Raw genomic sequence first — 25,789 nt, 5'->3', positions numbered from 1 at the left:
GCCGGACGGCCGTGCGGACAACCACGCCCCGCAGACCTCTGGACGCGGCGGCGGATGCGCAGTTCTCTGGCATACGGGGGAAGCGCGCGTCACTGGACGGGACGGCCGTCCACTCGGGCACGACCGATCGGCAGAACCGGCAACCTCGGCGGATTGGGGCGCATTCCATGACACCAACCCTCGTTCGGCACCACCGGCACACGGAGCCGTCCGCCCTCGCGGACGGCGCCTCCCGCGCCCGTGACTGGGCGGAGATTCAGGAACGGATGCTGGCACCGCTGTACGAAGCGGTGTACACGCGCCTTGAGGTGGGGCCCGCCACGCGGATGCTCTCGCTCGGCTGCGGCTCCGGCCTGGCGCTGCTGATGGCCGTGGGCCGGGGCGCCGCGGTCACCGGTGTGGACACCGACCCGGACCGCCTCGCCCTCGCCAGGACCCGGCTGCTGCCCGCGCCGGAGGACCGCACCGCGCCGGCCGCCGCCCCGCTGCTCACACAGGGCGTCGCCGAGGCGGCGGACGGCGGGCCGCACAGCCTGATCACCGCGTTCACCCCGATCGGCTGCGCGGCGGGCGACGGCGAGGAGCTGGTGCGGGCGCTGGAGACCACCGTGCCGTCGGCGGACCGGCGCGCCACGGTCGTCCTGACCGGCTGGGGCCCGCCGGAGCGGTGCGCCACGGAGTCGGTGCTCCGGGTGGCCGGTCGGCTCGCCGACGACGGGCGCGGACCGGGCGGCGGCTGGCGCGGACCGCGCCGCGACGATCTGGAGGATGTGGCCTTCAGGGCCGGGCTGCGGCCGGACGGCTCCGGCCGGGTGGCCTGCCCGTTCGGTTACGCGGACCTGGACAGCGCGGTACGCGGCCTGCTGTCGACCCGGCTGTTCGAGGCGGCGGTCCGGGCGACGGACCGGTGGCAGGTGGAGAAGGAGCTGGCCGAGGCGCTGCACCCGCACCGGCGGCCGGACGGCACGGTGTGGATGTCCAACGTGTTCCGGTACCTGGTCTGCACGACGTGAACATGAGCCCGTGAACGTACGCCCGTGAACGCACACCCTTGGGTGTACGCCGGAGGGGCGCCCACCCCGTACGGTGAGCGCCCCTCCGGCAGGACGTGACGCGGGCGTCAGCCCATGAACTTCTTGAACTCGTCGGGCAGCTCGAAGTTCTGGCCGTCCTGGCCGGCCGGGAGGCCGGGGACGCCGTTCTGCGCGGCCTCGCGGCGGGCGGCCGCGGCCTGCTCCTCGGCCTTGCGCTTCATCGGGTTGCCGCTCTTGCGCTTGCCCTTGGCCTGCTTGACCTGCTTCTTCTGCCGGCCCGGACCGCCGCCCATGCCCGGCATCCCGGGCATCCCCGGCATGCCGCCGCCCTGAGCCATCTTCGACATCATCTTGCGGGCCTCGAAGAACCGCTCGACCAGTCCCTTGACGGCGGAGACCTCGGAACCGGAGCCCTTGGCGATACGGGCGCGGCGCGAGCCGTTGATGATCGTCGGGTCGGCCCGCTCCTTCGGGGTCATCGACTTGATGATCGCGGCCATGCGGTCGATGTCGCGCTCGTCGATGTTGTTGATCTGGTCCTTGATCTGGCCCATGCCGGGCAGCATGCCGAGCAGCTTGGAGATGGAGCCCATCTTCCTGACCTGCTCCATCTGGGCCAGGAAGTCGTCGAACGTGAAGTCCTTGCCCTTGCTGGACGCCAGCTTGGAGGCCATCTTGGCGGCCTCTTCCTGGCTGAAGGTCTTCTCCGCCTGCTCGATCAGGGTGAGCAGGTCACCCATGTCGAGGATCCGGGACGCCATGCGGTCCGGGTGGAACGCGTCGAACTCGTCCAGCTTCTCGCCGTTCGACGCGAACATGATCTGCTTGCCCGTGACGTGGGCGATCGACAGGGCGGCACCGCCGCGGGCGTCGCCGTCGAGCTTGGAGAGCACCACGCCGTCGAAGCCGACGCCGTCGCGGAACGCCTCGGCGGTGTTGACCGCGTCCTGACCGATCATCGCGTCGACCACGAACAGGATCTCGTCCGGGCTGACGGCGTCGCGGATGTCCGCGGCCTGCCGCATCAGCTCCTGGTCGATGCCGAGGCGGCCGGCGGTGTCCACGATGACGATGTCGTGGACCTTGGTCTTCGCATACTCGATGGAGTCCTTGGCGACCTGGACCGGGTCGCCGACGCCGTTGCCCGGCTCGGGGGCGTACACCGCGACACCGGCGCGGTCGGCGACGACGCTCAGCTGGTTGACGGCGTTGGGGCGCTGGAGGTCACAGGCGACGAGCAGCGGGGAGTGGCCCTGGCCCTTGAGCCAGAGGCCGAGCTTTCCGGCCAGGGTCGTCTTACCGGCGCCCTGGAGACCGGCGAGCATGATCACGGTGGGCGGGTTCTTGGCGAACCGCAGCCGCCGGGTCTCGCCTCCGAGGATGGAGATGAGCTCCTCGTTGACGATCTTGACGACCTGCTGCGCCGGATTCAGCGCCTGGGAGACCTCGACGCCGCGCGCCCGCTCCTTGACGTTGGCGATGAAGGACCGGACGACGGGCAGCGCCACGTCGGCTTCGAGCAGGGCGATACGGATCTCGCGAGCCGTGGCGTCGATGTCCGCCTCGGACAAGCGGCCCTTGCCCCGGAGGTTCTTGAAAGTCGCGGCAAGGCGGTCGGAGAGAGTATCGAACACGGCGCTCGTCGGTCCTCAGGGTCGGGGGCGGGTCGGGTCAGTAGGTTCCCAGGGTATCCGGACGCCGGGGAACGCCAAGACCTCGCCCGGTTCCGGCCTCAGCCGAGCGCCTTCTCGACCTCCTGGGCCAGCTCCGCCGCCCGCGCCGCCGGCAGCGGCTCCCCGCCGGTGTCCGTTACGTAGAAGGCGTCGACGGCGTTCGCCCCGAGCGTCGACACATGGGCGCTGCGCACCCGTACCGCGCTCCGCTCCAGTGCCTGCCCGATGCGGTGCAGCAGGCCGAGGGCGTCCTGTGCGCGGACCTCGATCACCGTGGCGAGCCGGGAGCCCGCCGGGGCCACCGTCACCCGGGGCGGTGGCGCCTTCACCCCGCGCCGCCGGGGGTAGGCCGCCTCCCGCTCGGCGAGGCGGGCGGGGATGTCCAGGGTGCCGTCCAGGGCGCGTACGAGGTCGGCGCGCAGCCGGTCCGCCCGGGGCAGCGAGCCGTACTCGGCGGCGACGCGCCAGCTGAGCAGCAGCAGGTCCGCGGAGTCCCCCAGCTCCGTGGGCAGCTCCACGGCGCGCAGGTCGGCGGCGCGGACGGTGAGGCGGTGCAGGGCGAGGACGCCCGCGGCGGCGGGCAGCACGCCGGGCCGGTCGCGCAGCGCGATGAGGAGTTCGACGCCGACCGGTTCCGGGCCGTCCTCCTCGTGCGGGGTCTCGGTCCTGGTGTGCAGGGCGAGGACGGGGTTACCGGTGCGCAGCGCCTCGATCGCGAGGCGTTCCTGCTCGGCGCCGGGGGCGGCCGGCTCGGGCTCCTCGGGGGCCTCCCCGGCCAGGACCTGGGCGACGCGTCTGACGAGTTCGGTGACGAGGGACGCGCGCCAGGCGGACCAGGCGGCGGGCCCGGTGGCCAGCGCGTCGGCCTCGGTGAGGGCGTGCAGCAGCTCCAGGGTCGCGGCGCTGCCGACGGCGTCGGCGACGGCCCGGACGGTGGCCGGGTCGTCCAGGTCGCGCCGGGTGGCGGTCTCGATGAGCAGCAGGTGATGGCGTACGAGGGTGGCGATGACGCCCACGTCGTGCTGGTCGAAGCCGATGCGGGCGGCCATGTCGCGGGCGATGACCTCCCCGGCGACGGAGTGGTCGCCGGGCCAGCCCTTGCCGATGTCGTGCAGCAGGGCGGCGACGAGGAGGAGATCGGGGCGGCCGACGCGGCGGGTGAGCGAGGCGGCGCGGACGGCCGCCTCGACCAGATGGCGGTCGACGGTCCAGGTGTGGACGGGGTTGCGCTGGGGGCGGCAGTGGACGCGTTCCCAGTCGGGCAGCAGGCGGGTGATCAGCCCCTCGGCCTCCAGCGCCTCCCAGACCGGGATGGTGGCCTCGCCGGCGCCGAGCAGGGTGACCAGCTCCTCGCGGGCCTCGGCCGGCCAGGGCACGGGGAGCGGCTGGGCGGTGGTGGCGAGGTGGCGTACGACGTGGCGGGAGAGCGGCAGTCCGGCCTGGGCGGCCGCGGCGGCGGCGCGCAGCACGAGCACCGGGTCGCGTTCGGGCCGGGCGGTGCGGGCGAGGACGGCCTCGCCGTCGGCCTCCACGATGCCGTCGGCGAGCGGGGTCCGGTCGGGGGCGGGGCTTCGGCCGCCGCCGAGCAGGGCGCGCAGCCGGGGCCGGGCGGAGCGGGCGCGCAGCACCCGGTTGACCTCGCGCCAGGTGACGTCGGTGGCGTACGAGACGGTGCGGGCGGCCTCGTAGACCTGGCGGAGCAGGGCGTCGGCGTCGAGGAGGCCGAGGGCCTGGGCGACCTGGTCCTGTTCCTGGAGGGCGAGCCGGTCGGTGGCGCGGCCGGTGGTGAGGTGGAGGGCGTCGCGGGCGTCGAGGAGGGTGCGGCGGGCCTCGGTAAGTCCTTCGCGGGGGGCGTCGGCGACCCAGGAGGCGGCGACGGCGCGCAGGGCGGTGACGTCGCGCAGGCCGCCCCGGGCCTCCTTGAGGTCGGGTTCGAGGAGGAACCGCAGTTCGCCGTGGCGTTCGGCGCGTTCGCGGCAGAGCTCGTGGAGGCCGGGGAGGCGTTTGGGGGCCTGGTTGCGCCAGTCGGCGAGGATCGCGGTGCGCAGGGCGGCGACGAGGCCGAGGTCGCCGGCGACGGGGCGGGCGTCGAGCAGTCCGAGCTGGACCTTGAGGTCCTCGCCGGCGGTCTTCCGGGCCTCGGCGGGGGTGCGGACGGAGTGGTCGAGGGCGAGGCCCAGGTCCCAGACGGGGTACCAGATCCGGTCGGCGAGGGCGGCGACGGCCGCGGCGTCGGCGGTGCCGTCGTGCAGCAGGAGGAGGTCGAGGTCACTGCGCGGGGAGAGTTCGCCGCGGCCGTAGCCGCCGACGGCGACGAGGGCGGCGCCCCGGACCCCGGCGTGCTGGGCGGCGCCGGTGAACAGGGTGGTGAGCCAGTCGTCGGTGAGGGCGGCGAGGGCCGCACGGCGCGGCGGCCCGGGCCGCTCCTTCTCCTGGAGAAGGCGCAGCCGGGCCGCCGCGTAGCCGCTGGGGCGCGAGTCCTCGGATTCGGTGGTCGCTTCGGTGCTCGTCACCCAGCTGCCCTTTCCGTGTGCGGAACCGTGCGAAACAGTCGGCGGGGGCCGGTCAGAGGGCGTCCGGGCCGCGTTCGCCCGTACGGACCCTGACGGCCGTCTCGACGGGGACGGTCCAGACCTTGCCGTCGCCGATCTTGCCGGTGCGGGCGGCCTTGACGACGACGTCGAGGAGCTGTTCGGCGTCCTCGTCCTCGACCAGGACCTCGATGCGGATCTTGGGGACGAGGTCGACGGTGTACTCGGCGCCCCGGTAGACCTCGGTGTGGCCGCGCTGCCGGCCGTAGCCGCTGGCCTCGGTGACGGTGAGGCCCTGGACGCCGAACGCCTGGAGGGCTTCCTTGATCTCGTCCAGCCGATGGGGCTTCACGACTGCGGTGATGAGCTTCATGCGTCCACCTTCTTGTTCGTCGGGGCGGCCGGGCCGGGGGCGGGGGCGGCGGTACGGGAGGCCGCGCCGCCGCCGGCGCCGCTGAAGTCGTACGCGGTCTCGGCGTGTTCGACCTGGTCGATGCCGGAGATCTCGTCGTCCTCGTCGACCCGCATCCCGAGGGTCTTGTCGACCAGGAGGGCGAGGACCGCGGAGACGACGAGAGAGTACGCGAGGACCGCGAAGACGCCGACGGCCTGCTTGCCGAGCTGGTCGAGCCCGCCGCCGTAGAAGAGGCCCTTGGCGTCGGACTGGACGCCGCCGGTGGCGAAGAAGCCGACGAGCAGGGAGCCGATGATGCCGCCGACGAGGTGGACGCCGACGACGTCGAGGGAGTCGTCGTAGCCGAACTTGTACTTGAGGCCGACGGCCATGGCGCACAGCACACCGGCGATGGCGCCGACCGCGATGGCGCCGAGCGGGCTGACCGCGCCGCCGGCCGGGGTGATGGCGACGAGTCCGGCGACCGCGCCGGAGGCGGCACCGAGGGTGGTGAAGGCGCCGTGGCGGATCTTCTCGTAGACGAGCCAGGCGAGCATCGCGGCACCGGTGGCGACCTGGGTGTTGACGAACATGACCGCGCCGACGCCGTCGTCGTTGCCGAGCCAGGAGCCCGCGTTGAAGCCGAACCAGCCGAACCAGAGGAGCGCGGCGCCGAGCATGACGAGCGGCAGGCTGTGCGGCCGCATCGGGTCCTTCTTGAAGCCGACGCGCTTGCCGATCACCAGGATCACGCCGAGGGCGGCCGCACCGGCGTTGATGTGGACGGCCGTCCCGCCGGCGAAGTCGATGACGCCGAGCTCGTACAGCCAGCCGCCCGCGCCCCAGACCCAGTGCGCGACCGGGAAGTAGACGACGGTGACCCAGAGGGTGATGAACAGGGCCCAGGAGGTGAACTTGACCCGGTCGGCCAGGGCGCCGCTGATCAGGGCGGGCGTGAGGACGGCGAACATCAGCTGGAAGACGGCGAAGACGTAGACCGGGATGGTGGTGCCGTCCCAGAGTTCGTTGACGCCGATCCCGCTGAGGCCGAGGAAGTCCTGGCTCCAGCCGATGACCGAGCCTGCGTCGGTGCCGAAGGTCAGGCTGAAGCCGTACAGCACCCACAGGATCGTGACGATTCCGAGGCTGATGAAGCTCATCATCAGCATGTTGAGGGTGCTCTTGACGCGGACCATGCCTCCGTAGAAGAAGGCGAGGGCCGGGGTCATGAGCATCACCAGGGCCGAGCAGATGAGCATGAAGCCGGTGTTGGCGGCAGACAGCGTCGGGGTGTCTGCGGCAAGCGTCGTGATGCCTGGGGGCATCGGCGTCTCCTCGTCGTCGGTGCGGCCGCGTGCGGGCGGTGGGGGCACAACCACTGCGGGACCACTGGGGAAGGGGGCGGGCCGTTATGAGCCACGAGATTCGCCCAGCGCGGTTTCGGCCGGTGCGCCGCGATGTTTCGCGGCAGTGACGAAGGGAAGCGCCGTGTTACGTCCCCATGAACCGCGCGTGCCGTACCCACGCTCGCGCCCACTCTGCGGCCCGGGCCGCATACGGTGCGGTTACGACGCTCCGGCGGGGGAACGACCACACGAACCGGCCACGGCGATCACCCGTTGACCTGGCAATGGGGGGAGCCGAAGTCGGTCTGTGCTGGGTGATCGTCGTGGCCGGGGTCTGGGGCCCGATGGCCGTCGCTAGACGGTTTCCACAGTTTCGGGCAGCTGTTCGATGAGGAGTTCGGTGAGCTCGGCGACCTCGGGCACGTCCCCGAAGTCCCTGGCGGCGGTGTCGACGGTCTTGCGGAGCCGGGTGTTGACCCGCTCGGAGCGCACCTTTTTGGCCACGCGCAGCGCCTGCCCGGCCGGCACGGTGGACGCCTCGGGCTCGCCCTTGAGGAGGTGCACGGTGGCGAGGCCGATCAGATTGAGCGCATAGGAGCGCTGGTGCTCGTCGTCCTCGCCGAAGAGCCGGACCGCCCGCTGCATGACGGGCTCGGCGAGCGTGGCGTACGTGGGGCTGCGGCCGGCCACGTAGGCGAGGTCCCGGTACGAGTGCGAGTTCTCGCCGTTCAGCTCGGCCTCGGAGAAGAAGCGGATCCAGTCGGGCTCGGGCTCGCCGTCGACGCCGGCGTCCTGGAAGGTGTCCTCGGCCATCCGGACGGCCCGCTTGCACCTGCTGGGCTGGCCCATGTTCGCGTAGGCGCGGGCCTCCATCGCGTACAGCATGGCCTGGGTGCGCGGGGTCGCGCAGTCGCGGCTGCCGTACTGGGCGAGGTGGATCAGCTCCAGGGCGTCGTCGGGGCGGCCGAGGTGGATCATCTGCCGGCTCATGCTGGACAGGACGTACGAGCCGAGCGGCTTGTCGCCGGCCTCCTTGGCGGCGTGCAGGGCGAGCACGAAGTACTTCTGGGCGGTGGGCTGGAGGCCGACGTCGTAGCTCATCCAGCCCGCCAGCTCGGCCAGTTCGGCGGCGCAGCGGAACAGGCGCTTGGCGGTGGCGGCGGGCTGGGGTTCCTGGAGCAGGTCGGTGACCTCGTGGAGCTGGCCGACGACGGCCTTGCGGCGCAGCCCGCCGCCGCACTGCGCGTCCCACTGGCGGAACATCGCGGTGGTCGACTCCAGCAGGTCCAGCTCGGGGCCGGAGAGCCTGGACGGACGGCGGGCGGCGGCGGGTTCCGGTTCGGCGGCGGGGGCGGCCGCGACCGGCACCAGCCAGCGCTGCATGGGCTCGATGAGCGCGGGACCGGCGGCGAGGGCGAGCGAGCTGCCGAGGAAGCCCCGGCGGGCGAGCATCAGGTCGCTCCGCGAGAACTCGCTGAGCAGGGCGACGGTCTGCGGGCCCGCCCACGGCAGGTCGACGCCGGCCACCGAGGGCGCCTGGTGCGGGGTGCGCAGCCCCAGGTCCTCGACGGCGACGACGCTGCCGAAGCGCTCCGAGAACAGCTCGGACAGGATGCGCGGGATCGGCTCGCGCGGCTGCTCGCCGTCCAGCCAGCGCCGCACCCGGGAGGTGTCGGTGCTGATGTGGTGGGCGCCCATCTGGCGCGCCCGGCGGTTCACCTGCCGCGCCAGCTCGCCCTTCGACCAGCCGCTGCGCACGAACCATGACCCCAGTTGGCCGTTCGGGCGCTTGCCGGCATTCGTCTCGCCTGCGCCGCTGCCACTCACGGATAAGCCCCCATCCCGCCGAATACGTGTCGCGCGAAGCACTACCAGAATGCCCCGAACTCATGCCGCCCGCACGGGCGTTGGGCCCGATCGAACAGAAAACCGGGTTGCCTGCGGCATACCCACGGGCGCACATACTTCCATGGTTCGTGTACCGACGGTAATCCTACGATCACGGGCCCGGCGAGGCCCTTTGCGTAATCGCCACCATTCGCCACCCCTTCGATTGAACGCCACCCCCGTGGGCCGCGATTCACTTGACAGGACGATTCGCACGGGCGTGAGGAAGCGCCCGGGGGCGCGCGGACGGTCGCACGCTCTCTTCGTAACCACCGGCGAACCGGACCCGTTGGAGGGGGCATGGGCTTCACGATCGGAATCCGCGAGATGCGCACCGGCGCACGGCGTCGCGCCCGGGCCACCGCCGGCGGTACGGAGGTGGCCGAGTACACCGGGCTGTGGGGCTGGGCCGTGGTGCCCGGCGCCCGCGCGGCGGACGGCATCTGCTCCTGCGGGGACCCGGGCTGCGCCGCCCCGGGCGCGCATCCGCTGGAGTTCGCCCGTGAGGTGCCCGCCGGGGCGACCCTCGACGCGGCGGCGGACGCCTGGGCCGAGGTGCCCGGCGCCTCGATGATGCTCCCGGTGGGCCGGAGCTTCGACGTGCTCGACGTGGCGGAGGCGGCCGGGCGCCGGGCCCTGGTGCGGATGGAGCGGATGGGGCTGCCGCTGGGCCCGGTCTCGGTGACCCCGCAGGGCCGGGCGCAGTTCTTCGTGGCGCCGGGCGCCGCCGCCGGGCTGCCCCGGCTGCTGTACCGGATGGGCTGGGACGACGCGGGGCTCGATCTGCGGGCGCTCGGCCCGGGCGGCCACATCACCGCGCCGCCCTCGGACCGGGGCGGGCTCGGCCCGGTCCGCTGGCTGCGGGCGCCCGGGCCCGACAGCGCGACCCCGCCGGAGGCCCGGCTGCTGCTGGGCACGCTGGCCTACCTCTGCCATCGGTGGGCGGCGCCCTGCGGCTGAGCCGCGCACCGGCCGGGCGGCTGCCCGAAGCCCGGGGCCGCTCTCAGCCCGGACAGCCGGAAGCCCGGCCGCGCGGGTGTGCGCGGCCGGGCTTCCGGCTGTCCGGTCGGGTCAGTCCCCGATCAGCGCGTCCACGAACGCCTCCGGCTCGAACGGGGCCAGGTCGTCCGGGCCCTCGCCGAGTCCGACGAGCTTGACCGGGACGCCCAGCTCGCGCTGGACGGCGATGACGATGCCGCCCTTGGCGGTGCCGTCCAGCTTGGTCAGGACGATGCCGGTGATGTCGACCACCTCGGCGAAGACCCGCGCCTGCACCAGGCCGTTCTGCCCGGTGGTGGCGTCCAGGACGAGCAGCACCTCGTCCAGCGGGCCGTGCTTCTCCACGACGCGCTTGACCTTGCCCAGCTCGTCCATCAGCCCGGTCTTGGTGTGCAGCCGGCCCGCGGTGTCGATGAGCACCACGTCGGCGCCCTCGGCGATGCCCTCCTTGACCGCGTCGTAGGCGATGGAGGCCGGGTCGCCGCCCTCCGGACCGCGCACGGTGCGGGCGCCGACGCGCTCGCCCCAGGTCTGGAGCTGGTCGGCGGCGGCGGCGCGGAAGGTGTCGGCCGCGCCGAGCACGACGCTGCGGCCGTCGGCGACGAGCACCCGGGCCAGCTTGCCGGTGGTGGTGGTCTTGCCGGTGCCGTTGACGCCGACGACCATCACGACGCCGGGGGTCTCCAGACCGCCCTCCGTCTTCACGGCGCGGTCGAAGTCGGTGCCGAGCAGGGTGAGCAGCTCCTCGCGGAGCAGGGCGCGCAGCTCCTCGGGGGTGCGGGTGCCGAGCACCCGGACGCGCTCGCGCAGGCGCTCGACCAGCTCCTGGGTGGGGGCGACGCCGACGTCGGCGGTGAGGAGGGTGTCCTCGATCTCCTCCCAGGTGTCCTCGTCCAGATTGTCCCGGGACAGCAGGGCGAGGAGCCCCTTGCCGAGGGTGTTCTGCGAGCGGGCGAGGCGGGCGCGCAGCCGGACGAGCCGGCCGGCGGTGGGCTCGGGGACGTCGAGCGCGGGGGCCGCCGGCTCGGCGGTCTCCGGTTCGGCGGTCTCCGGTTCGGCCTCGGCGGGCGGGGCCGCGACGTCCTCGATGGTGCGGCGCGATTCCTCGCGCGGCTCTTCGGCCTCCTCGCCGGCACGGGGCTCGGCGGGAGGTGTGATGGTCGGCGTGCTCGACGGTGCCGGGGGCAGCTGCTTCTTCTTGCGGCTGCTGACCACGAGCCCGCTGATCACGCCGACCGCGACCAGGGCGATGACTACAGCAAGGATGACGAATTCCATAACCCTCCCAGTATCGGTCACCCGGGTCGGCAATCGAGGGAGGGACGGGTTCGGCGAAGGATCGCGGGCCTGTGCACCCTTACGGTCGTTACGACCGGTATGCCGGAAAGGTACGATCCTGGCCGTGGAGACCCGTGGCCTGGACCCCGTGCCCGACGAGGAGCGCACCGGCCGGGTCCGGGCCCTCTTCCCCACCTGGGCCACGGCGAACATGACCGTGCTGCTCGTCACCGTGGGCGCGGGGCTCGTCGTGCTGGACGGGCTGAGCCTCTGGCAGGTGCTGGTGGCGGCCGTGGTGGCGCCCCTGATCTCGTTCGGCCTGGTCGGCTTCGTCTCGTCGGCCGGGACGCGGGGCGGCGCCCCCGGCATGGCGCTGTCCCGGGCGGTCTTCGGTGTGCGGGGCAATCTGGCGCCGGGCGCGCTGATCTGGGTGGCGCGGTGGGGCTGGGAGACGATGAACGCGGTCACCGGCGCGTACGCCCTGCTGACCGTGGGCCAGGTGCTGTTCGGGGTCCGGAGCACACCCGCGCTGATCATGGCGACGCTGCTCGCGTTCGTGGCGGGCAGCTTTCTGCTGTCGGGGCTCGGGCTGCGGGCGCTGCGGGTGTGCTGCACCTGGTCGGCGTATCTCTTCGGCGCCTTCAGCGTCCTGGTGCTGGCGCATCTGGCGGTGGTGGTGCCGTGGCGCGCGGTGCTGGACCGGCCGCCCGGTGCGGTGCCGGCGGTGATCGCGGGCATCGGCACGCTGACGGCCGGCGGGATCAGCTGGGCACCGTCCGGTCCGGACTTCACCCGCTATCTGCCGCGCGCGTCGAAGGGCCGGGCGATGGTCGCGGCGACGGTGGGCGGGGCGCTGGTGGTGCTGGTGCCGCTGGTGGTGCTGGGAGCGGTGATGGCGGTGCGGACGCCGGAGCTGGCCGTGACCCGTGATCCGGTCTCCTTCATCGGGGTCCTGTTGCCGACCTGGCTCTCCGTCCCGTATCTGGTCATGGCGGTCACGGGCATGGTGCTGATCAACGCGCTGTCGATGTACTCGGCCGGGTTCACCGCGCAGACCCTCGGCTTCACCGTGCCGCGCGCCTGGGCCGTCGGGGTGAACGCGGCGATCAGCCTGTTCCTGGGCGCGCTCCTGATGATGGTGGCGAGCAGCTTCATCGACGCCTTCGTGTCGTTCCTGCGGCTGCTCGCGGTGACGTTCTCGGCGTGGATCGGGGTCTTCGCCACGGACATGCTGCGCGGCCGGGCCTACGACCCGGTGGCGCTGATGGACACCGGCCGGGGCGGCGCGTACTGGTACACCGGCGGTGTCGCGTGGCCCGCCGTGGCCGCGTGGGGCGCGGGGCTCGTGGTGGGGCTGCTGTTCACCGGCGTGGAGTGGTTCACCGGCCCGCTCGCCGCCACCTGGCCGGGCCGCAGCGGCCTGGGCTGGGCGGCCACGGCACTCGTCTCGGGCGGCCTGTACGCGGTACTGCCGCGCCCGGGCCGCCCTGCGAGGCCCTGACGAAGGGGCTCAGCCCATCTCCTCCAGCGCCTTGCCCTTGGTCTCCTTCACGAACTTGATGACGAAGGGGATCGAGAGCGTGGCAAAGCAGGCGTAGATGATGTACGTGCCCGAGAGGTTCCAGTCCGCGAGGCTCGGGAAGCTGGCGGTGATCGCCCAGTTGGCGATCCACTGCGCGGACGCGGCCACGCCGAGCGCGGCGGCCCGGATGCGGTTGGGGAACATCTCGCCGAGGAAGACCCAGACCACGACACCCCACGACAGGGCGAAGAAGAGCACGAAGACGTGGGCGGCGGTGAGGGCCACCGCGCCCTGGACGGTCGGGAGCTTGCCGTCGACCAGGTCGGCGGAGAAGGCCCATGCCTCGAAGGCGAGGGCGACGGCCATGCCGCAGGAGCCGACGAGGGCGAGCGGGCGGCGGCCGACGCGGTCCACCAGGATCATCGCGATGACGGTACCGATGATGTTGACGATCGACGTGGTGAACGACCAGAAGAAGGAGTCGGTCGGGTCGATGCCGACGGACTGCCACAGCGTCGCGGAGTAGTAGAACGCCACGTTGATGCCGACGAGCTGCTGGAACACCGAGAGGCCGATACCGACCCAGACGATCGGCAGGAAGCCGAAGCGGCTGCCGAGCAGATCCCTGAAGGACGACTTGTGTTCGCGGCGCATCGCGGTCTCGATCTCCTCGACGCGCGCGTCGAGGTCGACGTTCTTGCCCTCGACCTCTTCGAGGATCTTCCGGGCCCGCTCGCGCTTGCCGATGGAGAGCAGGAAGCGCGGCGACTCGGGGATCGCGAAGGAGAGCAGCCCGTAGAGGACGGCGGGCACGACCATCACACCGAGCATCCACTGCCAGGCTTCCAGGCCGCCGATCTTGCCGCGCTGGTCGCCGTCCGCGATCTGGAGGATGCCGTAGTTGACGAGCTGGGAGATGGCGATGCCGATGACGATCGCGGCCTGCTGGAAGGAGCCGAGCCGGCCCCGGTAGGCGGGCGGCGAGACCTCGGCGATGTAGGCGGGGCCGATCACCGAGGCCATGCCGATCGCGAAGCCGCCGATGATCCGCCACATCGCCAGGTCCCAGAGCGCGAACGGGAGCGCGGAGCCCACGGCGCTGATGGTGAACAGGACGGCGGCGATCTGCATGCAGCGGATGCGCCCGATGCGGTCGGCGATCCGGCCGGCCGTGGCGGCGCCGATCGCGCAGCCGATCAGCGCGATGGCGATGACCTGGGCGAGGGTGCCGGAGCCGATGTCGTAACGGTGGCGGATCGCCTCGACGGCGCCGTTGATCACGGAGCTGTCGTAGCCGAACAGGAAGCCGCCCATCGCGGCCGCGGCGGTGATGAAGATGACATGGCCGAGGTGGTCCGGGTGGGCCGAACGGGCCCCGGACTCCGGTCCGGGTCCCTGCGATGGACTGGTCACGTATGGCCTCCCTGGGACGGGACCGCGGCATCGGGCATGGGTCAGCTGATCTCAAGTGGCGCACAGGTTCGGCCCCGCCACCACTCGGCTGCCGCCGTGCTCAGCGCAGGCGCTGGCTGATGACCTTCGAGACGCCGTCGCCCTGCATCGACACGCCGTACAGCGCGTCGGCGACCTCCATCGTCCGCTTCTGGTGCGTGATGACGATGAGCTGCGAGCTCTCCTGGAGCTCCTCCATGATCCGGATCAGCCGCTGGAGGTTGGTGTCGTCCAGCGCCGCCTCGACCTCGTCCATCACGTAGAACGGGCTGGGCCTCGCCTTGAAGATCGAGACCAGCAACGCCACCGCCGTCAGGGACCTTTCGCCGCCGGACAGCAGGGAGAGCCGCTTGACCTTCTTGCCCGGCGGCCGGGCCTCGACATCGACCCCGGTGGTGAGCATGTGGTCCGGATCAGTCAGGATCAGCCGCCCCTCACCGCCCGGGAAGAGGCGCGAGAAGACGCCCTCGAACTCGCGCGCGGTGTCCCGGTACGCCTCGGTGAACACCTGCTCGACCCGCTCGTCGACCTCCTTGACGACCTGGAGCAGATCGGCCCGGGTCTTCTTCAGGTCCTCCAGCTGCTCGGAGAGGAACTTGTGCCGTTCCTCCAGCGCGGAGAACTCCTCAAGGGCGAGCGGATTCACCTTCCCGAGTTGCTGATACGCCCGTTCGGCCGACCGGAGCCGCTTCTCCTGCTCGGCCCTGACGAACGCTTTGGGGCGGTTACGCGGATGCTCCGGGTCCGCCGGCAGCTCCTCGCCCTCGGCGGGCGGCGACGGCGGCACCGGCTGGTCGGGGCCGTACTCCGCGACCAGACCGGCCGGCTCGACGCCCAGCTCCTCCAGCGCCCTGGTCTCCAGCTGCTCCACCCGCAGCCGCTTCTCGGCACCCAGCACCTCACCCCGGTGCACCGAGTCCGTCAGCTTGTCCAGCTCCCCCTTGAGGTCCCGGCCGCGCAGCCGCTCCGCCACCAGCTCGCGCTCCCGCTCCCCCTTGGACTCCTCGGCCGCCGCCCGCTCCCGCTCCGCCCGTACGACGGACACCTCGACGTGCGCGAGGAGCTGCCGGGCCCCCGACGCCACGGCCGCCGCCACCTCCGCCTCGTGGCGCAGCCGGGCCCGCCGCCGCTCGGCCCGGGCCCGTGCGTCGCGCTCGGCGCGCGCGGCCCGGTCCAGCGAGTCGGCGCGCCCGGCGAGGGCCTTGACGCGTTCCTCGTGGGTACGGACCTGGAGGCGGGCTTCCATCTCGGTCTGGCGGGCGTTGGCACCGTCGGCCGCGAGCCGGTCGCGCACGCCGGTGTCCGGTTCGTCGTCGGCACCGTCGCCGGCCGCCTCCTCCGCGACGAGCAGCCGCTCGGCCAGCTCCTCCGCCTCCTCGGTGGCCCGCTCCAGCGCCTCCTGGGCCCGGGCGGCGGAGGAGTCCATGCGCTCGGCCTCACCGGCGGCGCCCCGCGCCTGCCCGGCGAGCCGCCCGAGCTGCTGGGCAACGCCCGCCCGCTCCCGCTCGGCGGCGCGCCGCCGCTCCCCCAACTCCTCGACCAGCGCCGCCGACTCGGTCCGCCGCCCGGCCGCCAGCCGCTGGTCCTCGGCCAGTCCGGTGCACCGCACGGCGAGCCCGGCGAGCTCGGCGGCGGCCTCGTCCACGGACGCCTGGACTTCGAGGAGGCTGGGCGCCCCGGCGGAGCCGCCGTGCGCGAAGTGGGCGGAGAGCAGGTCGCCCTCACCGGTCACCGCGGTCAGCTCCGGGTGCGCGGCGACCAGGTCCTCGGCGTCCTCCAGGGTCGCGACGACCACCATGTCCCGGACCAGCCTGCGGACGGCGGCCACCAGTTCGGCGGGGCCGCTGACGAGATCGGCGACATGGGCGGCGGTGGGGGCGAGGGCCCGCGCGGTGTGCACGGGGTCCGGCGCCCGGGTCGCCGGTGCGGCCTCCGCCGCTCCCCCGCCGTCCGTGCTCCGGCCGGGAAGCGCGACGTGCGTGGCGTCCCCGTGGTGCGGCGGGTGTGCCGAGGTGCCCTGGCCGGGTACATGCCCGGTCGCGTCGCCGTCCCCGGTGGCGGCCCGCGCCGGCCCGCCCAGGAGCAGAGCGGCGCGGCCCGCGTCCTGCTTCCGCAGCAGCCGGATCGCCTCGGCCGCGGTGGCCGGGTCGGTGACCGCGACCGCGTCCGCCGCCGCGCCCAGCGCCGCCGCCACCGCGACCTCGTGGCCCGGGGCCACCGTCAGCAGTTCGGCGGCGGGCCCGAGCAGGCCGGTGAGCCGGTCGCGGGCCCCGAGCAGCGCCCCGGTGCCGTCCTTGCGGCGCAGGCCGAGGGCGAGCGCGTCGTGCCGGGCCGCGACGGCGGCGCGCTGCCGTTCGGCCGCGGTGGCCTCCTCGCGGGCCCGGGAGTGCGCCGCCTCGGCGTCCTTCAGGGCGCGGCGGGCGGCCTCGTGCTGTTCGCCGAGTTCGGTGTCCCCGGCGTCCAGGCCGTCGACCTCGGCCTTCAGCTCCTCGTACTCCTCCTGGGCGGCGACGGCCCGCTCCCGGGCCTCGTCTCGTGAGGCGGAGAGCCGGTCGATCTCCGCCTGGGCCGAACCGGCGCGGCTGCGGGCGGCGTTGACCTGGCCGTGCAGCCGGGCGAGCCCTTCGCGGCGGTCGGCCAGGGCGCGGGCGGCGTCCTTGAGGCGGCGTTCCTCGGCCGCCAGCTCGCGCTCCAGCTCCTGGCGGTGGGACGCGGTGTCGTCCAGCGCGTGTTCGGCCGCTTCCAGGGCAGCGGTCAGCTCGGCCTCCTGCTCGCGGATGCGGGCGGCCTCGCGCTCCATGTCCTCGGGGTCGCGGCCGCGGCGCTCCTCCTCGGGCGGGGCGGTGGCGCTCTTCACCCGGGCGTCGGCCAGCGAGATCGTGCCGCGTACCCGCTCGGCGAGCTGGGAGAGGTCGTACCAGGTCTGCTGGGCGCGCTGGAGCCTGGGCGTCAGCCGCCGTACCCGGTCCTCCAGTTCGGCCTCGCGGGCGAGGGCGGCCTTGAGCTCCGCCTCGGCGGCCTCGCGGCGCTGCTTGAGCGCGGCCTCGTCGGCGATCTCGCTGCGCAGGGCGGTGCGCAGCGTGACGAGGTCGTCGGCGAGGAGGCGCAGCCGGGCGTCGCGCAGGTCGGCCTGGATGACGGCGGCGCGGCGGGCCACGGCGGCCTGCCGGCCGAGGGGTTTCAGCTGTCTGCGCAGTTCGTCGGTGAGGTCCTGGACCCTGGCGAGGTTGGCGCCCATCGCGTCCAGCTTCCGCAGCGCCTTCTCCTTGCGCTTGCGGTGCTTGAGGACGCCGGCCGCCTCCTCGATGAAGGCGCGGCGGCCCATGGGGTCGGCGTGCAGGACGGAGTCCAGCCGGCCCTGGCCGACGATGACGTGCATCTCGCGGCCGATACCGGAGTCGGAAAGGAGTTCCTGGATGTCCAGGAGCCGGCAGGTGTCGCCGTTGATCTGGTATTCGCTGCCGCCGTTGCGGAACATGATCCGCGTAATGGTGACTTCGGCGTATTCGATGGGCAGGGCGCCGTCGGAATTGTCGATGGTCAGCGAGACCTCGGCCCGGCCCAGCGGCGGCCGGCCGGTGGTCCCGGCGAAGATCACGTCTTCCATCTTGCCGCCGCGCAGGGATTTCGCACCCTGTTCACCCATCACCCAGGAGAGCGCGTCCACCACATTGGACTTTCCCGACCCGTTGGGCCCGACGACGCAGGTGATACCGGGTTCGAACCGCAGCGTCGTGGCGGAGGCGAACGACTTGAAACCGCGCAGGGTCAGGGCCTTGAGGTGCACGCCGCCGGACTCTACCTTTCGCTCTCGGTTTCGCTGATGAAGGTGCAGGGCACATCAGACGGTAAGGGAAGGGGTGTACGTCCGGGGCGGGACCTGCGCGAGGCGGGCGGAAAAGAAAGAAGGGACGCCGAAGCGTCCCCTGTGATTCTGGTGATTCTGCGGATCAGATCGCCGTGCGGGTCAGGTGAGTGCCGGCTCCGCCTGGGGTACGTCGATGTCGATGCTGTCGAGCAGCGACTGGTGCTGGGCGGCGGCGTTGAGCGCGTCGTTCTCCTCCTGAATCCGTACAAGCTCGGATTCGAGGTCCTGGACGCGCTGCTGGAGCCGTCGCATCTCGGCGAGGAGTCGCGGGTCGGAACCGCCGACGTAACCGAGAAGCGCCTTTGCCATGATGGATGGTCCTCCACAATGAGTGACCGACCGATGCGGTGTGGGTCGTGAGGGATCGCACCCGCGGTGTTCGGCAGTGCTCACTGTCACTGCTGTCCTGCTGCCTACCAGCTCTGCCGAACAGCTGAGGTGCGCGGGGATTTCAGAGTCTCACCAAAAAGTTTGACGGTCAACACGATCACACCCCACAGAGGCGGGCGTCCCGGGGCGCGCGGCGAGACGATCATGCGGCGCGGCTCTCCGACGGGGCCCTCAGGGGTACGGAGATCATCCTTAGGGCGGCAGCCTGGCATGCCAACCGAATCTTGGCAACCATCAGGACATTCCGCAGGTCATTTCATGTGTACGCGCGACGGGGGCGCATTCCGTCACCGCCCGCCGCGCATCGAACACGGGCCGAACACGGGCCCGTTTCAGGAGCGTTTCGGGGGCGGTCTCAGCGGATCGCGAATCCCTCGTATCCGCCGCGCGGCGTGTCCCATATCTCAGTGACGCCGTCAACGCGGCCGGGTGTGTCGTCCGAGCGGAGCCAGTCGAGAAGACGGTGGCAATTCTCACGCGGACCCTCCGCCACGACCTGCACCCGGCCGTCGTCCAGATTGAGCGCGAAACCGGTGAGGCCGCCGATCTCCAAAGCGTTTGCCCTGGTGAACCATCGGAAGCCTACTTGCTGTACTCGGCCGCGTACCCAAGCGGTGAGCCGTGCATCTTCGTTCATGCCCGAACGTTATCGGCCCCCTTCCTTTCGAAGCACCTCTCGGCGGATCGCCATGGCGTACAGTCCCCTCGCAAAAGCTTCACTCGTTCGGGTGAGCACGGGCGTCGAAAACGGCGTTCAGGTCGTCAGAAGGGCACAGCAGATGGGACGCCATCGACGCAGCGCCGCGGCCCCCGCCGCTGAGGAACAGACGGACGGGGCCCCGGCCCGGCAGCGCGGGACGGGCCGCAGGAAGCGGTCCGCGATCCCCGTGCGCACCGGACTCATAGGTGTCTCGGCGGCCGTGGCCGTCGGCGCCGTCGCGGTGGCGTCGGGTCTGCTGCCCGGCGGGGACGGCTACACCGTGGGCGGCGGTCCGGCCGCCGACCAGATCCGCTCGCAGGCCGCCCCGGACCTGCTCACCCAGGGGGGCGTCACCGCATCGCCCTCCGACCGGTCCTCCGCTTCCACCCCGGCGAGCCGCGGAACCGACCGCCCCGCCGCGCCCAGGAAGTCGCATTCCGCGACGTCGACGCCCTCCGGCTCGGCCTCGCCCAGCGCCTCGCACTCGTCTTCCGCTTCCGCCTCCGCCGGGCCCTCGAAGACGGCCTCGCCGTCCAAGTCCGCGTCGCCGTCGAAGACCGCGTCGCCCGCCAGGACCGCCTCGCCGTCGAAGACCACGGCGAGCAAGAAGGCGTCGGTGCGGAAGAAGGAGCCGGCCAAGCCCTCCTCCTCTTCCTCCTCGGCCTCGAAGGCCCCGGAGACCAAGGCCGCCGCGAAGTCCTCCGCGCCGGCCCCGTCGAAGAGCAGCACGCCGACGACCACCGCCGCCTCGACCCAGGCCGCGATCCTGGCCCTCGTCAACGAGGAGCGCGGCAAGGTCGGATGCAGCCCGGTCACCGCCAGCGCCTCGCTCGCCTCGCTCGCCCAGAGCTTCAGCGACGACATGGCGGCACGCGGCTTCTTCGACCACACCGATCCCGACGGCAAGACCCCCTGGGACCGGGCGGACGCGGCCGGTGTCTCGGGCCTCGGCGGCGAGAACATCGCCCGCGGACAGGCCGACGCACAGGCCGTGATGGACGCCTGGATGAACAGCGACGGCCACCGCGCAAACATTCTCAACTGCGATTACAAGACGCTCGGCGTCGGCGTCCACTACGGGGCCGGCGGCCCCTGGTGGACCCAGGACTTCGGCTTCTGACCCGCACCACCGCCGTAACCACCACCTCGTACGCCCCACTCGCCTCCCCCGAATCACGCTGACTCAGGGAAAGCGCTGTGCGGGCGTACGCTGGTTTCATGGACCAGAGCACCGCATCGCCCGAGGAGTGGCAGGACGTGATCCCGCCCTTCGACGTGTTCTCCAAGGAGTGCCCCTCGCGTGGGCTGCTTGAGCACGCCACCGGCCGTTGGGGCAGCCTCACGCTCGGCGCGCTGTACGAGGGCAGCCTCCGGTTCAACGCGCTGCGCCGCAAGGTCGACGGGGTCAGCGAGAAGATGCTGTCCCAGACGCTGCACGCGCTGGAGCGGGACGGCCTGGTGCACCGCGAGGCCCAGCTGACCAATCCGCCCCGAGTGGACTACGAGCTGACCCCGCTGGGCCGCGAGGTCGCTCAGCGGCTGCTCGGCCTGATCCACTTCGTGGAGGGCCGGATGCCCGAGGTCCTGGCGGCCCGGGCCCGCTACGACGAGGCGCGCGACGAGGCTAGGGCCTGACGCGCGGCGGGCGCTGGCAGCGGGGGCAGTAGTAGCTGGACCGGTTCATCCAGGGGCGCCGCGCCATCGCCGTACCGCAGCGGTGGCAGGGCTCGCCCTCGCGGCCGTAGGCGTCCAGCGAGCGGTCGAAGTAGCCGGACTCACCGTTCACGTTGACATAGAGGCTGTCGAAGCTGGTGCCGCCCTGGGCAAGGGCGGCGTTCATCACATCGCGGACGTGGCCGAGGAGTTCGGCGGACTTGGGGCGGGTGAGCGTCGCGGTCGGCCGGTCGTAGTGCAGCCGGGCGCGCCACAGCGCCTCGTCCGCGTAGATGTTGCCGACCCCGCTGATCAGCGACTGGTCGAGCAGGGCGCGCTTGACCGTCGTACGCCGCAGCCGCAGCGCCGTGTGGAAGGCGGCGTCGTCGAAGGCCGGGTCCAGGGGGTCGCGGGCGATGTGCGCGATGACGTCGGGCAGCCCGTCCGGGGTGTTCTCGTGGAGCGAGAGCCCGCCGAAGGTGCGCTGGTCCACGAAGCGCAGCTCGGTGCCGACCGCGTCGGCGAATCTGATCCTGATCCGCAGATGCTTCTCGTCCGGCGCCCCCTCGGGCTGGACGAGCAGCTGACCGCTCATGCCCAGGTGGCCGAGGAGCGAGCCGGCGTCGTCCAGCGGCACCCACAGATACTTGCCCCGGCGCATCGCGGTCCCGAACCGCGTTCCCGTGAGCCGGGCCGCGAAGTCCACGCCGCCCGCGAGGTGGCGGCGGACCGCGCGCGGGTGCAGGACCTCGACCTCACCGGCCGTCCGCCCGGCGACCCAGCGCTCCAGACCTCGGCGGACGACTTCGACCTCGGGCAGTTCGGGCACGGGCGGGCTCCTGGGGCGAAGGGCGTGAAGAGAAAGGAAGAACCCCCCGGCGCACGGTGGCGCCGGGGGGTTCTCGCAGGTCAGGCCGGAGCGACGTCCGAGGACGGCGCGGGGTCGGCAGGGGTGTCGGCGGCCCCTCCGTCAGCGGCGGTCTTCGCCGCCTCCCGTGCCTCGGCGGCGGCGGTGATCTCCCGCCAGGCGGACTCGGCCGCCTGCTGCTCCGCTTCCTTCTTGCTACGGCCGGTGCCGGTGCCGTACGAGACACCACCGACGCGGGCGGCAGCAGTGAAGGTCTTCTCGTGGTCCGGGCCGGTCTCCGTGACGAGGTACTCGGGGACTCCGAGGCTCTCGCTCGCGGTGAGCTCCTGGAGGCTGGTCTTCCAGTCCAGGCCGGCGCCGAGGTTCGAGGACCTGTCGATCAGCGGGTCGAAGAGCCGGTGAACCAGCTCGGACGCCGCGTCCAGGCCCTGATCGAGATAGACCGCGCCGATCACCGCTTCCAGGGTGTCGGCGAGGATGGACGCCTTGTCCCGGCCTCCCGTGCCCTCTTCACCCCGGCCGAGCCGGATGAAGGAGCCGAGTTCGAGGCCGCGGCCCACCTCCGCAAGCGCACGCGAGTTGACCACCGCGGCCCGAAGCTTGGCCAGCTGGCCTTCGGGCAGATCGGGGTGGGTGCGGTACAGCGTGTCCGTGACCACCAGGCCGAGCACGGAGTCCCCGAGGAACTCCAGCCGCTCGTTGGTGGGCAGACCGCCGTTCTCGTACGCGTACGAACGGTGGGTCAGCGCACGCACCAGAAGGGCGGACTCGAGTTGGTACCCGAGCCGCCCTTCCAGAAGCGTGTGGGACGAGGCTGTGTTGACGTTGTCTGCCTGCTTCTTGGCGTGGGACAACTCAGACATCGGGCCTCTCACCAGCCGCTCAGACCTCGAGGACCTGGCGCTTGTTGTACGTGCCGCAGCTGGGGCACGCGATGTGCTGGAGCTTCGGCTCCTGGCAGCGCTCGCACGAAACCAGGGTGGGGACCGCAGCCTTCCACTGCGACCGGCGGTGGCGCGTGTTGCTGCGCGACATCTTCCGCTTCGGAACAGCCACGGCTACTTCTCCTGCTTCTTGTCGACGCCGGGTGCGGCGCCGCCCATGTTGTCCTTCTCGCCGTCCTGAATGGTCTCGGCGAGTCCTTGCAGTGCCGCCCAACGAGCGTCGACGGCATCGTGGTGGTGGCCCGGATTCTCGTCCAGCCGCACTCCGCACTCGGAGCACAGACCGGCACAGGATTCCTTGCACACCGGCTGCATCGGCAGTGCGAGCACCACCGCATCACGCAGCACTGGTTCGAGATCGAACAGGCTGTCCTCAAGGAAAAGCCTGTCCTCGTCGTCCTCGGCGTCGTCGGCCGGATCCGCGGGCTTGCCGTGGTTCCGGTCGTCGGCGTCAGGGTACGAGAACATCTCCTGGAAGTCCGCCTCGACCTCACGGCTCAGCGGCTCCAGACACCTTACGCACTCCCCCTCGACCGTCGCACGGGCGGTCCCGGTCACGAGCACGCCCTCCATGACGGATTCGAGACGGAGGTCCAGCTCCACCGGCGCGCCCTGCGGCACTCCGATGACGTCGCCGATCCCGAGGTCGGCGGGGGCGTCCGCCGTGCGGGTCAGCCGCTTCATGGCACCCGGACGCCGGCCCAGCTCGTGCGTGTCGAACACGAGGGGGTTTCGGTGGTCGAGGTGGCCGTTCAGGGCTTCTCCTGCTTTCGGATCGAACGCGTCACGCGTGGTGGGAGGGGCCGGCCCGTCCGGAGTCGAAGCGGGCAGCCGGGATCGCGGACATACGCGCGACCGAAGAGCCAGGATACTGGACACACCGCCCAGCTCCCAATCCGGGCCCGGACGACCCCCGTGGGGGGGGGTCAGCGTTCCTGTTCGTAACGGCGCAGCTGGTCCAGGTCGATCATGCTGGTGTCGAAGAGGCTGGTCTCGTCCAGGGCGGCATCGCCCTGCTGCGGAAGCGGCTGCTGAGGCTGCTGCTGCCAGGCGTCGTAGCCCTGCTGCTGGTAGGCCGCGTACGGGTCGGGCTGCTGCTGGTAGCCGTAGACGTCCTGCTGGTACGCGTCCTGCTGCTGGTCCTGGTAGCCGTAGCCCTGGGCGTACTGCGGTTCCGGCTGCGCGTACTGCGGCTCGGTCTGGTGCGGGATCGGCAGCGGCTGCGGGGCCGCGACCTCGGCGAGGCCGGCCCAGTGGTCCTCGTCGCTGGTGTGGCCCTGGTCACCGGCCGCGTCCTGGGCGGCGATGTGCGCGCCGAGCTCGTCGGTGGCGACCCGGCCGTGCAGCTTCTGCCGGCCCCGGCCGACGGCCTCCAGGGTCTTGGCGAGCACCGCCTCGAAGGCGCCGAGCTTGGTGTCCACGTACGCGTCGGCGCGCTCGCGGAGCGTGTCCGGGTCGGCGCTGCGCTCGGGGGCGTCGGCGAAGTCCGGGTCCTCGTAGCCCTGGTCGTCGAAGCCCTGGCCGCGGCCGAGGAGCTTCTCGCGGCCGCGGTCGACGGAGCCGATGGTCTTGGTGAGGACGACCTCGAAGTTGGCGAGCTTGCTGTCGACGTACTCGTCGGCCTCGGCGCGGACCTCGTCGGCCTCCTTGCGGGCCTCGGCGAGGATGCGGTCCGCCTCGGCCTGGGAGCGCCGGGCGATCTCGGTGTCGGAGATCAGGGAGGTGCGCTCGGCGTGGGCGTTCTCGATGATGCGGCCGGCCTCCTGGCGGGCCTGCTCGACCAGCTGCTCATGGCCGCCGATGACCTCGGCGGCCTGGGCGAGCGAGCCGGGCAGGGCCTCGCGCACCTCTTCGAGCATCGCGAGCAGGTCGGCGCGGTTGACCACGCAGGACGCCGACATGGGCATGGACCGGGCGCTCCCGACCGTCGCGACGATCTCGTCCAGCTTCTTCTGCACGTCCACCGTGTGCTCGCCACTCTCTACTGCCGGTTGGAGACGGACGGGACGACTGTACGGCCAGTCGGTGCCCGCCCGACACCCGCGGTGCGTGACGCTGACGTACCGTCAGTGGCTCAGCTCCGCGCGAGGCGTTCGGTCAGCGCCTGCTGGACGACCGGCGGCAGCAGGTGGGAGACGTCGCCGCCCCAGGCCGCGACCTCCTTGACCAGGGAGGACGACAGGAAGCTGTAGGTGGGGTTGGTCGGCACGAAGAGCGTCTCGACGCCGGAGAGCCCATTGTTCATCTGGGCCATCTGGAGTTCGTAGTCGAAGTCGCTGACGGCCCGCAGGCCCTTCACGATCGCCGGGATGTCGCGCTGCTTGCAGAAGTCCACGAGCAGGCCGTGGAAGGACTCGACCTCGACGTTGCCGAACTCGGCGGTGACCTCGCGGATCAGCTCGATCCGCTCCTCGACCGCGAACAGGCCCTTCTTGGACTGGTTGATCATCACCGCGACGTGCACGACGTCGTACAGCTTCGAGGCTCGGCCGATGATGTCGAGATGTCCGTTGGTGATGGGGTCGAACGACCCCGGGCATACGGCGCGGCGCAACTTGATTCCCTCGCTCTCCGGTCCGGTCATCGTGCGTCTTCGCACGTGGCGGCGGCGCGACCGTACCAAAGCGTTCCCTCGCCGTAGCGACGGGCCCGCAATGGCTCGAAACCCTTGGGCCAGCTGAATTCTCCGCCTCTGGTGCTGCGTTCCACGGTGACGAGTGCGTCGCCCGTGAGCCACCCCTGGGTACGGAGTGTGAGCAGGATCTCCCCAAGATCGTCGTCGGTGACGGCGTACGGCGGGTCCAGGAAGACCACGTCGTACGGCTCCGCGGGTGCCGGACCCGTCACGATCTGTTCGGCTTTGCCGCCGCGGACCTCGGCGCCGGGCAGGCCGAGGGTGCGGGCGTTGTCCCGGACGGCGCGCAGGGCCTTGGCGTCGGCCTCCACGAGCAGGGCGTGGGCGGCGCCCCGGGAGAGCGCTTCGAGGCCGACGGCGCCGGAGCCGGCGTAGAGGTCGGCGACCCGGATGCCGTCGAGGGTGCCCAGGAGCGCCTGCCAGGTGGAGAACAGGCCCTCGCGCGCGCGGTCGGATGTGGGCCGGGTGCCGGTGCCGGGCGGGACGGCCAGGCGGCGTCCGCCGGCCACGCCTGCGATCACGCGGGTCATGGGTGACTGGTCCTCGGGTCGGGGCGGCGCGCGGGGTGCCGTGGGCGCCGTACCTCCCACGATATGGCGTCGGGCGGGGCGGGGC

At 72.2% G+C, this 25,789-nt stretch carries 22 protein-coding genes; 5 read left to right on the top strand and 17 right to left on the bottom strand.

Features of this window, described 5'->3' with window-relative positions:
• Positions 1 to 167 precede the first annotated feature (167 nt).
• Positions 168 to 1,013: a class I SAM-dependent methyltransferase gene (locus OG338_RS22710; protein WP_405939072.1), complete on the top strand. Its 846-nt coding sequence runs from the start codon at positions 168 to 170 to the stop codon at positions 1,011 to 1,013.
• Positions 1,014 to 1,120: 107 nt separating this feature from the next.
• On the opposite strand, the gene ffh is transcribed toward OG338_RS22710, so the two are convergent.
• The 5 genes from ffh to OG338_RS22685 form a co-directional block, all read right to left on the bottom strand.
• On the bottom strand, positions 1,121 to 2,668 hold the full coding sequence (ffh, locus tag OG338_RS22705) for a signal recognition particle protein (protein WP_405939071.1): 1,548 nt from the start codon (positions 2,666 to 2,668) through the stop codon (positions 1,121 to 1,123).
• Positions 2,669 to 2,766: 98 nt separating this feature from the next.
• Positions 2,767 to 5,220, bottom strand: coding sequence for a [protein-PII] uridylyltransferase (locus OG338_RS22700; RefSeq protein WP_405939070.1), 2,454 nt, complete (start codon positions 5,218 to 5,220; stop codon positions 2,767 to 2,769).
• Positions 5,221 to 5,272: 52 nt separating this feature from the next.
• On the bottom strand, positions 5,273 to 5,611 hold the full coding sequence (locus tag OG338_RS22695) for a P-II family nitrogen regulator (protein WP_018102395.1): 339 nt from the start codon (positions 5,609 to 5,611) through the stop codon (positions 5,273 to 5,275).
• Positions 5,608 to 6,957 carry an ammonium transporter gene (locus OG338_RS22690; RefSeq protein WP_405939069.1) on the bottom strand — a complete coding sequence of 450 codons (1,350 nt, stop codon included), beginning with the start codon at positions 6,955 to 6,957 and terminating at the stop codon, positions 5,608 to 5,610. Before OG338_RS22690 ends, OG338_RS22695 begins: the two co-directional genes overlap by 4 nt.
• Positions 6,958 to 7,332: 375 nt before the next feature.
• On the bottom strand, positions 7,333 to 8,805 hold the full coding sequence (locus OG338_RS22685; protein WP_405939068.1) for a hypothetical protein: 1,473 nt from the start codon (positions 8,803 to 8,805) through the stop codon (positions 7,333 to 7,335).
• A 360-nt stretch (positions 8,806 to 9,165) separates the two neighbouring features.
• Here OG338_RS22685 and OG338_RS22680 point away from each other — a divergent pair, with 360 nt between their 5' ends.
• Positions 9,166 to 9,825, top strand: coding sequence for a bifunctional DNA primase/polymerase (locus OG338_RS22680; protein WP_405939067.1), 660 nt, complete (start codon positions 9,166 to 9,168; stop codon positions 9,823 to 9,825).
• A gap of 111 nt (positions 9,826 to 9,936) precedes the next feature.
• Here the strand turns inward: OG338_RS22680 and ftsY are convergent, their stop codons facing one another.
• Positions 9,937 to 11,142, bottom strand: a complete 1,206-nt coding sequence (ftsY, locus tag OG338_RS22675) for a signal recognition particle-docking protein FtsY (protein ID WP_405939066.1) — start codon at positions 11,140 to 11,142, stop codon at positions 9,937 to 9,939.
• Between the two features lie 124 nt (positions 11,143 to 11,266).
• Between ftsY and OG338_RS22670 the strand changes: the two genes are divergently transcribed.
• Positions 11,267 to 12,643, top strand: coding sequence for a purine-cytosine permease family protein (locus tag OG338_RS22670; protein WP_405939065.1), 1,377 nt, complete (start codon positions 11,267 to 11,269; stop codon positions 12,641 to 12,643).
• A gap of 9 nt (positions 12,644 to 12,652) precedes the next feature.
• On the opposite strand, the gene OG338_RS22665 is transcribed toward OG338_RS22670, so the two are convergent.
• From OG338_RS22665 to OG338_RS22650, 4 genes are all read right to left on the bottom strand, one after another.
• Positions 12,653 to 14,077, bottom strand: coding sequence for a sugar porter family MFS transporter (locus OG338_RS22665; protein WP_405939064.1), 1,425 nt, complete (start codon positions 14,075 to 14,077; stop codon positions 12,653 to 12,655).
• Positions 14,078 to 14,177: 100 nt separating this feature from the next.
• A complete protein-coding gene (locus OG338_RS22660) occupies positions 14,178 to 17,903 on the bottom strand; it encodes an AAA family ATPase (RefSeq protein ID WP_405939063.1) in 3,726 nt (1,241 codons plus the stop codon).
• A 180-nt stretch (positions 17,904 to 18,083) separates the two neighbouring features.
• Positions 18,084 to 18,293: a hypothetical protein gene (locus OG338_RS22655; protein ID WP_018102403.1), complete on the bottom strand. Its 210-nt coding sequence runs from the start codon at positions 18,291 to 18,293 to the stop codon at positions 18,084 to 18,086.
• 436 nt (positions 18,294 to 18,729) lie between these two features.
• Positions 18,730 to 19,011 carry an acylphosphatase gene (locus tag OG338_RS22650; RefSeq protein WP_051093064.1) on the bottom strand — a complete coding sequence of 94 codons (282 nt, stop codon included), beginning with the start codon at positions 19,009 to 19,011 and terminating at the stop codon, positions 18,730 to 18,732.
• A 142-nt stretch (positions 19,012 to 19,153) separates the two neighbouring features.
• Here OG338_RS22650 and OG338_RS22645 point away from each other — a divergent pair, with 142 nt between their 5' ends.
• Both OG338_RS22645 and OG338_RS22640 read left to right on the top strand, forming a co-directional pair.
• Positions 19,154 to 20,194, top strand: coding sequence for a CAP domain-containing protein (locus tag OG338_RS22645; RefSeq protein WP_405939062.1), 1,041 nt, complete (start codon positions 19,154 to 19,156; stop codon positions 20,192 to 20,194).
• 98 nt (positions 20,195 to 20,292) lie between these two features.
• Positions 20,293 to 20,709 carry a winged helix-turn-helix transcriptional regulator gene (locus OG338_RS22640; RefSeq protein ID WP_405939061.1) on the top strand — a complete coding sequence of 139 codons (417 nt, stop codon included), beginning with the start codon at positions 20,293 to 20,295 and terminating at the stop codon, positions 20,707 to 20,709.
• Here the strand turns inward: OG338_RS22640 and mutM are convergent.
• The 7 genes from mutM to rsmD form a co-directional block, all read right to left on the bottom strand.
• Entirely contained in the window at positions 20,699 to 21,556 is an 858-nt protein-coding gene (mutM, locus tag OG338_RS22635; protein WP_405939060.1) for a bifunctional DNA-formamidopyrimidine glycosylase/DNA-(apurinic or apyrimidinic site) lyase, read from the bottom strand. The two genes, OG338_RS22640 and mutM, sit on opposite strands and share 11 nt — an antisense overlap.
• Positions 21,557 to 21,636: 80 nt before the next feature.
• Positions 21,637 to 22,458: a ribonuclease III gene (gene rnc / locus OG338_RS22630; protein WP_405939059.1), complete on the bottom strand. Its 822-nt coding sequence runs from the start codon at positions 22,456 to 22,458 to the stop codon at positions 21,637 to 21,639.
• Between the two features lie 19 nt (positions 22,459 to 22,477).
• Positions 22,478 to 22,651, bottom strand: a complete 174-nt coding sequence (gene rpmF, locus OG338_RS22625) for a 50S ribosomal protein L32 (RefSeq protein WP_003965982.1) — start codon at positions 22,649 to 22,651, stop codon at positions 22,478 to 22,480.
• A 2-nt stretch (positions 22,652 to 22,653) separates the two neighbouring features.
• Entirely contained in the window at positions 22,654 to 23,262 is a 609-nt protein-coding gene (locus OG338_RS22620) for a YceD family protein (RefSeq protein WP_405939058.1), read from the bottom strand.
• A 203-nt stretch (positions 23,263 to 23,465) separates the two neighbouring features.
• Positions 23,466 to 24,503 carry a cell division initiation protein gene (locus OG338_RS22615; protein WP_405939057.1) on the bottom strand — a complete coding sequence of 346 codons (1,038 nt, stop codon included), beginning with the start codon at positions 24,501 to 24,503 and terminating at the stop codon, positions 23,466 to 23,468.
• A gap of 110 nt (positions 24,504 to 24,613) precedes the next feature.
• Positions 24,614 to 25,093 (bottom strand): pantetheine-phosphate adenylyltransferase, encoded by a 480-nt coding sequence (coaD, locus tag OG338_RS22610; RefSeq protein WP_405939056.1) that lies wholly within the window; start codon positions 25,091 to 25,093, stop codon positions 24,614 to 24,616.
• 26 nt (positions 25,094 to 25,119) lie between these two features.
• Positions 25,120 to 25,704, bottom strand: a complete 585-nt coding sequence (gene rsmD, locus OG338_RS22605) for a 16S rRNA (guanine(966)-N(2))-methyltransferase RsmD (protein ID WP_405939055.1) — start codon at positions 25,702 to 25,704, stop codon at positions 25,120 to 25,122.
• Positions 25,705 to 25,789 lie beyond the last annotated feature (85 nt).

Origin of the sequence: Streptomyces sp. NBC_00726, from assembly GCF_045161735.1 — a bacterium.
In the GTDB taxonomy this organism is placed as follows: Bacteria; Actinomycetota; Actinomycetes; order Streptomycetales; family Streptomycetaceae; genus Streptomyces.
The sequence above is the reverse complement of the archived record's forward strand: the minus strand, read 5'-3'. Positions and strand labels throughout refer to the sequence as shown.

Coding starts and splice junctions, on each gene's coding strand:
- OG338_RS22710 (WP_405939072.1), top strand. CDS start 168: ATGACACCAACCCTCGTTCGGCACCACCGGCACACGGAGCCGTCCGCC.
- OG338_RS22695 (WP_018102395.1), bottom strand. CDS start 5,611: ATGAAGCTCATCACCGCAGTCGTGAAGCCCCATCGGCTGGACGAGATC.
- OG338_RS22690 (WP_405939069.1), bottom strand. CDS start 6,957: ATGCCCCCAGGCATCACGACGCTTGCCGCAGACACCCCGACGCTGTCT.
- OG338_RS22680 (WP_405939067.1), top strand. CDS start 9,166: ATGGGCTTCACGATCGGAATCCGCGAGATGCGCACCGGCGCACGGCGT.
- ftsY (WP_405939066.1), bottom strand. CDS start 11,142: ATGGAATTCGTCATCCTTGCTGTAGTCATCGCCCTGGTCGCGGTCGGC.
- OG338_RS22655 (WP_018102403.1), bottom strand. CDS start 18,293: ATGGCAAAGGCGCTTCTCGGTTACGTCGGCGGTTCCGACCCGCGACTC.
- OG338_RS22650 (WP_051093064.1), bottom strand. CDS start 19,011: ATGAACGAAGATGCACGGCTCACCGCTTGGGTACGCGGCCGAGTACAG.
- OG338_RS22645 (WP_405939062.1), top strand. CDS start 19,154: ATGGGACGCCATCGACGCAGCGCCGCGGCCCCCGCCGCTGAGGAACAG.
- OG338_RS22640 (WP_405939061.1), top strand. CDS start 20,293: ATGGACCAGAGCACCGCATCGCCCGAGGAGTGGCAGGACGTGATCCCG.
- rnc (WP_405939059.1), bottom strand. CDS start 22,458: ATGTCTGAGTTGTCCCACGCCAAGAAGCAGGCAGACAACGTCAACACA.
- rsmD (WP_405939055.1), bottom strand. CDS start 25,704: ATGACCCGCGTGATCGCAGGCGTGGCCGGCGGACGCCGCCTGGCCGTC.